We start from the raw sequence: 12,338 nt of genomic DNA, 5'->3' as shown, positions 1-12,338 counted from the left end.
AAGGACGTGAAAATATGGAACATTATACACACCCTGCTCAAAAGAAACATTGGATTCACTCGATTTTACAATTTGCAGCTTCCTTTAGACACTTAATGATTATTTCTACTTTCTTAGCTATTATTAGCGTTATTGGTGGACTCGTTCCTTATGTAGCCATCTATTATATTCTTAAACTATTAATAGACGGTACCCAAACTATAAGTAGCATTAGCTATTGGATTTTCATTGCTACCTGTGGCTATTTCGTACAAACAGTATTTCATGCACTATCAAGTTATTACTCACATCAAGTTGCTTACAGTATTTTAGAGAATATTCGTTTGCAATTAGCTGAGCGTCTCATGCGTGCGCCACTTGGACACATTATCAATCAACCTGTTGGTAAGATGAAAAATGTCATCGTTGATCGTGTTGAAACATTAGAACTTCCACTTGCCCATATTATCCCTGAAGGGCTATCCAATATTTTATTACCAATTGGTGTTTTTATTTACTTGTTAACAATCGATTATCGAATGGCATTAGCTACACTCATTACCGTACCAATCGCGTTCATGATTTATATGATCATGATGCGCAACTTTAATTCACAATACAAAAATTACATGGAGGCTAGCAACCACGTTAACAGTGTGATTGTTGAGTATGTAGAAGGAATTGAAGTCATTAAAACATTTAATCAAACAAACAAATCTTATAAAAAATTCTCTCATGCTATTACATCATTTAAGGATTACACATTAAATTGGTTCCATAGCACATGGCCTTTAATGACTCTTGGGAATGCGCTCCTCCCCTCAACGCTTGTTGGAACACTTCCAGTCGGATTGCTTCTTTACCAAAATGGTACTATTGAACCAGCAGAACTTATTATCTCATTAACTTTATCGATGGGATTAATTCATCCGCTCATACAATTGACAACTTTCGTTAATGATTTTAAATCTATCGAATATGCAGTGAATGACACAAAGGACTACTTACATCTAGAAGCATTATCGGTTGCCCCTACTTACAATCTAGTACCAACTCACTTTCAAATAGAGATGAATCATGTTGCATTTGGTTACAACGAAGAACATACAGTTATCCGCGATCTATCGTTAATTATTCCTGAGCGTAACTATACCGCACTTGTAGGTCCGTCTGGTAGTGGTAAATCCACTATCGCTCGGCTCATAACACGCTTTTGGGATGTATCTGATGGAAGTATCAACATTGGTGGCATCAATATTAAAGATATTCATCCAAACGATTTCAGTAAGATGATTAGCTATGTTGCACAAGATAATTTCCTTTTCCGTACAAGTATATTAGAGAATATTCGCATGGGGAATCCCAATGCTTCAGACGATGAAGTTTTCCATGCAGCTCGCCTTGCTCGTTGCGATGAATTTATTAAATCATTACCAAATGGCTATCAAACGGACTCTGGTGAAGCTGGAAAAAAACTATCTGGCGGTGAAAAGCAGCGTCTTGCGATTGCTCGTGCTATTTTAAAGGATGCACCAATTATTATTTTAGATGAAGCAACAGCGTTCACAGATCCTGAAAATGAAGCTGAAATTCAAAAAGCATTTAATGAGTTAGCTTCAAATAAAACACTAATTGTTATTGCTCATCGATTATCAACGATTAAACACGCTGATCAAATTGTCGTCTTACAAAGTGGCAATGTTCATACTATGGGTACCCATGACCAGCTCTTACAAAGTAATAATTTGTATCAAAAACTATGGCGAGCACATATTGGTGCAAGTAAAAAAGACATTCAATCAGACTATGTAACTAAGGAGGGACATTCCAATGTTTAAGATTATAAAACGAATTCTGAATTGGACCGGTCCTTATAAAAAGCGCGTATATTTTGGGTTCGTCTTCTCATTTTTCCAAGCTATTTGTATTGCTTTACCCATTGTCATCTCTGCTAAGGGACTGCAATATATGCTCGATGACTATCATGGTACAAAAGAATTAACCTCACAAACAATTTGGTTACTCCTTTTATTTATGGTGATAGCAATTTTAGGACGATTCCTCTTTTCTTATTTAAAAGCTGTTTATCAAGAGAGTGTCGGTTATGAACTCGCTGCATCACATCGCATTCAGCTTGGGAACACATTAAAAGGAGTTTCACTCGGCTTTTTCAATAAGTACCGTACAGGTGATATTAATGGTATTGTAACTACCGATTTATCATTTGTGGAAATGATGGCAATGAAAATGATTGATATTGTTGTAAACGGTTATATCATGACATTTACAATGATTTTATTCTTATTGTTCTACAATCCCATTATGGCACTTATTGCAATTGCTGGCGTTATACTATCTATGATCTTTTTACAATTACTACAAAAACATAGCCGGAAAAAGGCACCCGTACATCAACAAAGTCAACATGAACTCGTTAACAATACACTTGAATACTTACGTGGTATGTCGGTTGTAAAAAGTTTCAACCAAGAAGGTATAGCATCACGAAATATTAACAAGGCCTTTAAAAATAGTAAAAATGTTAACATTGAAATTCAAAAGTCATTCGGTATTTATAATGTCGGTCACCGTATGGGGCTGAAACTTGCATCAGTTTTACTTGTTCTCGTTGCTTCGTCACTTGTTTTATCCGGTGATATGGAGTTTTCTGACCTGATCTTAATCACACTATTTTCTTTCGTTATGTTTGATAGTATTGAACCAATTAGTGATGCCACACACGTTCTTGAAACAGTTGACAATATGTTAGATAAGCTGGATGCTATTGAACAAACAGAATTTGTCGATACAAAAGGTAAAGATATACATTTAAAACATTTTGATATCACGTTCGATCATGTTTCATTTAGCTATAGTGATCGCCCAATTATCGAAGATGTATCACTTCATATAAAAGAAGGAACAACAACTGCAATTGTCGGTCCGTCTGGTTCTGGTAAAACGACACTATGTAACTTAATCGCTCGTTTTTATGATGTAGATAAGGGGGCTATTACAATTAATGGTATGAATATTAATGAATTAAGTCTTCATACATTAATGTCATCGATTAGCATGGTATTCCAAAATGTTTATTTATTCAATGATTCTATTTATAACAATATACATTTCGGTAATCCTAAGGCGACGAAAGACCAAGTCATTGAGGCGGCAAAAAAAGCGCAATGTCACGACTTTATCATGTCACTTAAAGATGGGTATAGTTCGGTGCTAACAGATGGTGGATCTTCTCTATCTGGAGGTGAGAAACAACGTATTTCCATCGCCCGTGCTATCTTAAAAAACGCACCAATTATTATTTTAGATGAAGCAACCGCAAGCCTTGATCCTGAAAATGAATCGCTCATTCAATGTGCACTTGATGAGCTGACAAAACGAAAAACCACACTCATTATTGCCCATCGACTTGCAACAATTCAAAACGCCCATCAAATCGTTGTACTTGAAAACGGAAAAATTGTTCAAAAAGGAACACACGAAGAACTAATCCAACGTGAAGGTACATATCGTCGTTTCATTCGTATTCGTCATGAAGCAGAAAACTGGGTTTTAAAATAATTTCTCCTATTTGAAAGAAAAACGAGTATAAACCTAGATTCGGTTATACTTGTTTTTTTTCATATTAAGCATGCCCTATTGCTTGTAACACAGCTTCATGAATTAATTCTGATAACGCAATAAAATCTCTCATGGCTTGTTTTGGAGAAACATCGATTTCTAAGCTTGATGGAGGTGTGTCGGGACCTCATTTTTGATTTAATTAAATAAAAATAAAAAACCCGCGAATTCTTCACGGGTTTTCCTCTTAATAACTAATTGCTATTGTTCCTTCACCTGCATGAACAGCAAATGAAATCGGCAATGGATAAAGCTTGAAATCCATTTCAGGGAATGCTTGTTTAATATCTGAAATCCATTCTTCAGCTCCATTTTTATCGTTAGCATAGAACATATGAAGTACTTTTGGTAATTCTTTTTCAAGCTCATTTTTAATGTATTCTCTACATTTTTGGATTTTACGCACTTTCTTTTCAAGTAAAAGTTCTCCGCCTTTTACTTCTAAGATTAAGTTGACACTTAATAAACTTCCAAGTAAAAATTGAACTCCCTTTACCCGACCACTTGCATATAAACCTTTTAAGCTTTTTGGAAATACATAAAAAGGCCTTCTTTTTTCATCTACTAATGTTTTATGTATATCTTGTAAAGTCATACCATCATTGTATAACGTTTTAGCTTTTCTCAAAAGTTCATCCATTGGATAACTTGTCGTTTCACTATCTAATACAGTTAAAGGGAAACCTGCCATATCAGCAGCTAACTTCATATTTTGATAGGTCCCACTTACTTTTCCGCTAATAGCAACTGCAAAGCCTTCTTCATATTCTTCTTTGCATTTAGTAAATAATTCTACCATTTCCCCTATGTTAGGTTGCGAAGTAGTAACTGTTCTTCCATCATTTAACGCTTCATAAAGACGTTTATGAACTCCTTCTTCACAATCCTTATAAGACACTCCATCAATAATAACTTCAATTGGGATAACAAAGTTATCACCATCTGTTGTAAAACTCGCAGTTGTACTATCAGTAAACCAAGCAACACGCTTCATGTTGTTCCTCCCTTATTCTGTTCCTCTTTTCTGACTTTTCTATATATTTATCTTACGAAAAGAGAATATCCCCTGTAATAGTAACAGGACTTTATTATTTTGGCTATAGTAGATGTAATAATAAATGTGAATGTTTTTTGTCTATTTATCAAAAAAAAGAAAACCACAAAATTTCCCGGCCTTCTTTTAACATTACTTAAATGTTTCGTTATCTAAAATTACAACATAATCATTCGTCAATCGGCCAGCTTCTTTCGTATAATTAACAAGCCTTTGTATGTTATCACAGCTAAGTTTTGCTCCCCATACGAGTAATGGTACGCCGATAAAGTCGATGTGGAACCTTCTAGAAAACAGACCACCGAAAGTCATTGGTAAAGGAACTGTTGGTGATGTATTAGAAAAGATAATCTTTTCATGGCTATGATAATGTTTTTGCAGAATCTCTCCTAAATGCTTCATCGCAGGTACAACGACTTTGGATGCCCCGCACCCAATTGTATATACAGGATTTTCATATTCATCTTGTCCATGAAAAATAATCTTTCCCATATCCTCTGTTTTCAATTTATTAAAGTAATCTACATTTAATATTTCTTCTTTCGTTAACTTACGATCTGTTGGTAATTTATTTAAATGATAAGCTGCAGCGAGTGCAGTTGAATGCGTTCCACCGAAATCTGTGTAAATGAATATCATATTATCATCCCTTGTTGTAAAAGTTCAATATTATTTAGTATTACCGTTCACAGCGTTGTTAAACAAGGGACGAATGTATTTACGCTTTTTGTGTTAATTCATTATATTTTTTCCAAATATAATAGCGTCTACTAATTACGGTACCTAATGTAATACATAAAAAGGCATTCGTTACAACCATTAATGTGTGGTGAGTACTGCCAGGAAACATACTTTGCTTAATCACGATTTTTGCACCTAAAATAACAAGGAGAATAATTGTACTTAACCAATTTCCTTTTCGTAATACATGACCTGTTTCACTATCTAATCGAAATGTTAAAGCTTTTCCCCTAATAACTCCAAGACCCAATCCAATTCCAAGCATTGCAACGAAGAGAAGTCCTTGCAATATATTAAATTGTCCCATATGAATAATGGACTGGATTGTTACAAAGCACAGCAAAGCCGGAATGAGCCAAATACGATTAATATTCACTTTGTATTCCTTACCTTGAATTAATACAATTATAAGAATAACAAGTAGAATAACAAGTAGAATAACAAATAGAATATCCATTTAGAGTCCTCCTATATACTTGTTTACCTTTGAAAATTATATTCGTCTCTGTTCATATCATACTTGAAATACGATAGCTACTTTAATTTGTATAATATGGAATGTGATCTCCCATCAGCCTTAAGCATAATTTATAAAAGTAAAAAGACGTACTTTTTACTCATACGTCTTTAGTAGATTTATTAGTACATTCCTAAACTGGTTTAAACTTTTATTTATCAATAAATTCTACACCTTTAGAGTTAGTTTTATCTAATACTTGAATGTTAAATGTAGCAGCTAATTTTAAAGTGATTTTATAAATGGAATATCCAATTATAGAACCTAGAACGTTACAGATTACATCATCAATATCGGTAATACGTCCCCCTCCACTAACTAATGACTCGATTAATTGTAACAATTCTATACTAACCGATATGATAAAACCTAATAAAATAGTATTTTTAACTTTTTTGAATTTATTCCATATAAGTGGTGCTAAAAACCCTAAAGGCATTAATAATAAAACATTCCCGCCTACATTTCTTACGATTAGACCAATCATAAATAGGACATCACCATCATAAGCACTCCCTATTTGACCGATATCTTTAATAATTGATGCAAAAGGAATAATATTGACTGACCGATTAAGATTTTCAACACTAGAAGGAAACCCGATTGGTAAAGGGAATAAGGTTACTGCAACAACCATACAAATGTATACTGCAAATAGAAAACTAATTAATTCTTTCCACCAATTCACATGCTTTTTATTTTTGAACCCAATTAATATACTTCGGACAAATAAATAACAGATAACCCCAAAAATAATAAATAAACTACCGTTAATCATATGCAAATCGCTAACACATCCCTTTATCTTAATAACTCACTTCTATTCTATAGGACTTTTCGCAGGATGGTTTTGTCATACGGAATAATGCATCTTTATATTATTGTAAATTCATTAAAGAAAAGCCTTCAATTGCGGGATTTTCATATTTTTCTTTCTCTCTAAGTACATTGTCATAATATGCTGTATCTAAAAAAGATAACGCACGGCAACGTACCTAGCCTATTTCGTATTCTTTTTTATATGCACTAATTTTTATATCCATGTAATTAAAAAGCTACTTCTATTTCTACCATTAGTTTTTCAGGTCCTGCCCCTTTATGATAGCAGTAAATAATTTGCATCCTGAAGCAATTCAAAATCTTGTTTGTAGTGTATTGTTTATACATTCACTTCGGTTAGCATATCCAAATGAATTTTCATAGATAATATCATCATCTTTTTTTATTAAGACTACCCCAGAAAAATCTATATTCTGATGTATTTCTTTTACAATTTTCTCTATTTGATCTTTTGTTTTTATCATAATAACCACCCTTGTTTATTGGTATTGTTCTTTCACCTTATTATTTTTCCATATATAGGGGAAAGAAACCTCCTATTCAACCCCCTAAGTTTCAAATAAAAACCAAGGGAACTATTTCGAATTTATTGATTCAGCGGAATATACCTTAGACTGCGATGGTAATAAAGTAAACACGCACAATATGATAGTAATAAGTAGCATTACCAATACTCCTACAATGACTACAAGTTGCATAGAAGTGAATTGAGTTGCAACGCCGGACAGAATCGTTATAAAAATTGTTAAAACAGCTATAATGAGCCCGTATATACTCCCGATTCGTCCCATCATATGAACCGGAACGTTATTTTGATAAAATGTGTAAAATCCTGTATTTGCATATGCCATAGAGAAAGATAGAATAAAGAATCCGATAGCAGCTATTAAAAACTCACTTGAAAAAGCATAAATCAAATATCCGATTGCAATGAATAATGATCCTATCCCAATTAGAAATGAAGGTGCTAATTTTTTTGATAAAATTGTATTTGTTATGGCTCCTAAAATAAAACCCGCTCCAGCGATACTAACTAGGAAGCCATACTCACTATCTGTTAACAATAAAACTTCTTTCGCAAACGATAGTTCAAGTGAATCTATAGCGGTAGCTAAAACCATCATCCCTTGAAATAAGAAGTAAACACAAACAATATACATAGATTTTTTACTAAAATTTAAAACTATGTTCCAATCTTTCTTTAATACAGTTAGTGAAAATTTATCATTGGATGTATTAGAATCGTCTTTTTTATCAAGATTAGGTAAAAGTAATGTAATGAACCCTGATAACAGAAATGCTATAGCATTCATATATATAGCAAACTCTGGTGTACCAGTTATTAATAATATCCCCGCTACTGCTGGACCAATTAAAAATGCACCAGATCCTATTAAACTACGTAGTGAGTTGAAACGTTGTCTTTGCTCTACTGGAATTAATTTCGTCATATATGTCATAGCAGTTGGTTCATAAATCGCACTGGCCATGCTTATAAAAAATACTAAGAGATAGACAATCCAAAGGGATGGAACCAAGGGTAAAATAGCGATAAATACTACTCGATATATATCGAGGTGAATCATTAACTTTCGTTTATTTAAACGATCTATCATACTTCCTGACCAAGCGTTTGTAAATAAAGTGGCTAATGGTTTTATCACATATAAAGTAGCGACAGCTAAGGCTGAACCACCCATATTATAGACAAGTACATTCAGTGCGATTAAATAAATCCATGCACCTAAATTCGCAATACCAACTCCGGACAATAGTAATAAAGGATATTTCCAATCTTTAAGTAATTTTTTCACTTTAGGCACCCACTTTCTAAATTGTTTAAAAAAAACAAAAAAATCCCACCCCCAAGACTTTTAGTCTTAGGGACGAGATTTATCATCGCGGTGCCACCCTAGTTTGTTAATATGTCGCCATATTAACCTTATCAGGTACTGCACTATTTTCATGCTTATACCTTAGCTCTATAACGGGAGCTCCCGTCACACCATCCACTTTTAAAAGGTTCCGATGTGCTGCTCAGAGGCTTGATTCAATAAAGAATTTTTGCTCCTTTTCAGCTAAATGGAGCTCTCTGTGAAAAATTCATTTTATCTACTCTTCTCTTCACTGCATTTGGTTTTTTCCATATTATCACATAACTATTTAACTGTAAATAATAAATAATCAGATATTTCAAGCTATGCCAATGTTAATAGTCTTATTTATTATTTTTTCTAAAAATTACGGTGCGTGAAATTAGTTGGATCTCTAAAAAAAAGAGCCAATTATATATAGGCCCTTCAAAATTTCCAAATTAATTCGTGTTTGCCTCTACTAACGGTTGTAGCGGTGGTTCTAATTCTAGTTCTAAATTGTCACCCTCTTGTAAATCTTGTCCTTTTTCAATACTTTGACTCGTTACATAGCCCATACCTGAAGTTTTTAAATCTAATTTTAATAGCTTGGAGAAATACATAACATCACGCATTGACCAACCTTTTAGGTTAGGCATTTTCACATTACTTCCTACTAGAAGTATGCGATCTCCTTCACTCATTACTTCGCTAGTCTGTGGATATTGTTTTATTATCTTTCCTTCTCCTAATAATACCGGCTGAAGTTTCTCTTTTTCTGCAATATTTTTTACAGTATCCATTGTTTGATTTACATAATTTTGTACTTTTATTTCAGATTGCTTTGTTGCATCTGCCATTTGCTTTTCTGTATATGGTTTCACTTTTAAATATTCTAGACTATTTTTCATAACTGGTTTAAAAATTTCAGCAAGAGGCTGAGCACCGTATTCATTCCCCTTTAATTTAGGTTGCTTAATGGCTAAATATACGACTAATTGCGGATCATCAATTGGAGCCATTCCTAAGAATGAAAAAATATAATTATCTTTCCCTTCCATATATCGTCCATTTTCAGGATTCGGAATTTGCGCTGTCCCTGTTTTACCACCAATCGGATAACCATCAATTTTATACATCGTTCCCGTTCCTTTTGATGAAGTAATAACTCGCTCCATTAAGTTCCTTACCTTATCTGCAGTTTCTTTTTTAATCGGATTCCCTATTTCTTTAGGTTGATTTTCCATAATAACTTGTTTATTTGTTGGATTTACAACCTTATCAACAATATAAGGTTGCATCATTTTCCCGTCATTTGCTATAGCTGTGGCCGCTTGTACGATTTGAATAGGAGTTACAGTTGAGCCTTGGCCGAAAGAAGTAGTAACTTGTTGAATTTGAGTATTTAACAATAATGTATTTTTACTTTCTCCAGGTAAATCTATCCCTGTTTTTTGATTGAAACCAAATTTATTCATATATTGCTTGAATTTATTTGGTTTCAGTAACTGGTCTTCTAAAATAGAAAAAGCAACGTTCGATGACCTTTCAAACCCTTCATCAAATGTAATTGAGCCCCATCCATAGCCGCCATTATGATCTTTAATCTCTGCTGAACCAACTGCGTATTTTCCTGATTGGAAATATTCTTTCCCGTTATATACACCTTCATTAATTGCAGCAGCTAATGTAAAAACTTTCATTGTAGACCCTGGTTCGAATGCATTCGCAATTGGATCGTTTAAAAAATATTCAATGTCTCCTTTGTTAGGATTATAACTAGGCTTACTAGACATTGCTAAAATCTTACCTGTTTTTGGATCCGCAATAATACCTACTAACATAGAAGGATCATAGTGTTGCGCAGCTTTATTCATCGCGTCTTCTAAAAAACTATTAATTTGTTTATCAAGCGTAAGGTATACGTTATTTCCATTTTTAGCAGGTTCTATTTTTCCTATATCATTTGTAAGTGGGATACCATTTCGTGAACCTACATATTTTACATTTCCGTTTGTAGAGCGCAAATATTTATCCAAACTTTCTTCAAGCCCAAACTTGCCCTCCGCATTACCTTTATCATCTGGTCTTGCAAAACCAAGTATATACGAGGCGAAGTCTTCATTTGGGTATACTCTGGCTTTTTCTGTTGTAAACGATACACCTGGTATTTTCAAATTTTTAAGTTCTTCCTTCGCTTCTCTAGATAAGTTACGTCCAATTTTACCAATTTCAACTTGCGTACGTCCTTCATGAAAATTTTTCATGATCTCCTCTTTATCAACTTCAAGCGCATCTGCTAAACGTTGTGCAGTATCTTCTTTATCTTTTAATTTATCTTTTCCTTTTAAGTTTACAACGATGCGATATGTCGTTGAGTCTTGGACTAATACTTTACCGTTTTGATCATAAATTGTCCCGCGATTTGCCTCTAAAACTCCATTTTTGTTTTGTTGTTCCTTCGCAAGATCCTTTACATTAACATTATGCACGACTCCTACTGCTTGAATATAAAATATACGTAAAAGCATAGTAAGAAACAAAACAATAAAAGCAATCATCATATATCGAGCGCCTTTATTCGTTTGAAGTTTATGCATACTAATCTCCTTTCTTTTCCAATGTATTAATGCAAAGATGCGCTACTAAATATGTTGTTTTTGTTTTCGATACTATATGTTTCGAAGTTTTCTTTCTAATTCCTTTAAAACAATACGAAACTAGCTATGCTTACTTTTATTTTTTATTATTTTTATTTATTAAAAATACGGTGCGTGAAATTTAAGGATTTTCAAACTAAAAAGAACCTACTGTTGATTTAAAATAAATGCCGAATGAAAATCACTCTAAACTCTTAATTTCACCGCATATAAAAAGCCAACGTTTTGAATGAAGTTTAATCAAAACGTTGGCTTTCCTTTATTGTATAGAAAAAGATATGACCACTTTAATTCAACTATAACAATTAAGCCTTCTCTCTCATTTAATTCTTTAACATACGCATTTATGCTCTGCTTTTTCACTATAAAAATTCCCCCTTTAGATACCCATATCCAAAGGGGGAAACTTTTTTATAAAACTACATCTACAAATAGTAGGTTCTTAAGATTAAGCTATGTGGTTGTACTTCGCTAAAAAAGGAATTCGCTTTGTTACCAATGCATACATTTTGAAAACGATTTTCGCTATCGGTTCGATTATACGTTTGCTCTGCAGCAACAAGCTACTTGTTGTAAATGTTACGACTGCGGCACCAATTACATCTAGAGGGAAATGAACCCCTACGTATAAGCGTGATATACCAACTAAAACTGCCCATATAAGCGCGATATATTTAAGCTTCTCTCCTCTAAGAATAAATACAAAAGCAATCGAAAATACAAGAACAGAATGATCACTTACAAACGATGAATTTGCTGCATGTGGTACTAGTTGATGCACATCATGTGATACAAAAGGACGTGGATGGTAATATACCGCATGTATGAAAACATTTACTAGTAATGCGATAATAACTGCAATTGTCGTATATAAAACTGTGTATTGTTTTCTTATCGCATTCTCTTTCTTTCCGTTATGAAACCACAAAGTAAACATTAATAGAATTGCTACATAAGCAGCACTATTTGTAATAGCGATCATTAGCGTATCTAATAGCTTGGACGATCCAGCAAAATTATTAATCCATTGAAGTACTGTGTAATTCATATTACTC

At 33.5% G+C, this 12,338-nt stretch carries 10 protein-coding genes, 2 pseudogenes and 1 other annotated feature; of the genes and pseudogenes, 2 read left to right on the top strand and 10 right to left on the bottom strand.

Annotated elements, in window-relative coordinates; translation table 11 throughout:
• Positions 1-14: 14 nt before the first annotated feature.
• On the top strand, positions 15-1,817 hold the full coding sequence (locus tag MHH66_RS13300; RefSeq protein WP_078185851.1) for an ABC transporter ATP-binding protein: 1,803 nt from the start codon (positions 15-17) through the stop codon (positions 1,815-1,817).
• The gene (locus MHH66_RS13295; RefSeq protein WP_078185852.1) at positions 1,810-3,558 is read left to right on the top strand and encodes an ABC transporter ATP-binding protein; all 1,749 of its coding nucleotides are present in this window, start codon (positions 1,810-1,812) and stop codon (positions 3,556-3,558) included. Before MHH66_RS13300 ends, MHH66_RS13295 begins: the two co-directional genes overlap by 8 nt.
• A 247-nt stretch (positions 3,559-3,805) precedes the next feature.
• Here MHH66_RS13295 and MHH66_RS13290 read toward each other — a convergent pair whose 3' ends face one another.
• The 10 genes and pseudogenes from MHH66_RS13290 to MHH66_RS13245 form a co-directional block, all read right to left on the bottom strand.
• Positions 3,806-4,612 carry a DegV family protein gene (locus MHH66_RS13290; RefSeq protein WP_002013192.1) on the bottom strand — a complete coding sequence of 269 codons (807 nt, stop codon included), beginning with the start codon at positions 4,610-4,612 and terminating at the stop codon, positions 3,806-3,808.
• Positions 4,613-4,804: 192 nt separating this feature from the next.
• Positions 4,805-5,311 carry a DUF3189 family protein gene (locus MHH66_RS13285; RefSeq protein WP_002141972.1) on the bottom strand — a complete coding sequence of 169 codons (507 nt, stop codon included), beginning with the start codon at positions 5,309-5,311 and terminating at the stop codon, positions 4,805-4,807.
• 79 nt (positions 5,312-5,390) lie between these two features.
• A complete protein-coding gene (locus tag MHH66_RS13280; RefSeq protein ID WP_078185853.1) occupies positions 5,391-5,870 on the bottom strand; it encodes a DUF1453 family protein in 480 nt (159 codons plus the stop codon).
• 211 nt (positions 5,871-6,081) lie between these two features.
• Entirely contained in the window at positions 6,082-6,714 is a 633-nt protein-coding gene (locus tag MHH66_RS13275) for a VanZ family protein (protein ID WP_078185854.1), read from the bottom strand.
• 121 nt (positions 6,715-6,835) lie between these two features.
• Positions 6,836-6,973 (bottom strand): annotated as a pseudogene (locus tag MHH66_RS13270) (GNAT family N-acetyltransferase); the annotation flags it as partial.
• Positions 6,974-7,066: 93 nt separating this feature from the next.
• Positions 7,067-7,234 (bottom strand): annotated as a pseudogene (locus MHH66_RS13265) (penicillin-binding protein); the annotation flags it as partial.
• Positions 7,235-7,345: 111 nt separating this feature from the next.
• Positions 7,346-8,584: an MFS transporter gene (locus MHH66_RS13260; RefSeq protein WP_078185855.1), complete on the bottom strand. Its 1,239-nt coding sequence runs from the start codon at positions 8,582-8,584 to the stop codon at positions 7,346-7,348.
• Between the two features lie 65 nt (positions 8,585-8,649).
• Positions 8,650-8,907 (bottom strand) — a binding site (T-box leader).
• A 177-nt stretch (positions 8,908-9,084) separates the two neighbouring features.
• A complete protein-coding gene (locus tag MHH66_RS13255; protein WP_078185856.1) occupies positions 9,085-11,223 on the bottom strand; it encodes a penicillin-binding protein in 2,139 nt (712 codons plus the stop codon).
• Positions 11,224-11,523: 300 nt separating this feature from the next.
• Positions 11,524-11,646, bottom strand: a complete 123-nt coding sequence (locus MHH66_RS13250; RefSeq protein ID WP_265171234.1) for a hypothetical protein — start codon at positions 11,644-11,646, stop codon at positions 11,524-11,526.
• A gap of 85 nt (positions 11,647-11,731) precedes the next feature.
• Positions 11,732-12,331 carry an undecaprenyl-diphosphatase gene (locus tag MHH66_RS13245; RefSeq protein WP_078185857.1) on the bottom strand — a complete coding sequence of 200 codons (600 nt, stop codon included), beginning with the start codon at positions 12,329-12,331 and terminating at the stop codon, positions 11,732-11,734.
• Positions 12,332-12,338 lie beyond the last annotated feature (7 nt).

The organism is Bacillus sp. FSL H8-0492, assembly GCF_038006145.1.
GTDB lineage: Bacteria > Bacillota > Bacilli > Bacillales > Bacillaceae_G > Bacillus_A > Bacillus_A mycoides.
Note: the sequence above shows the minus strand (reverse complement) of the source record. Positions and strands in the feature narration are given on the sequence as shown.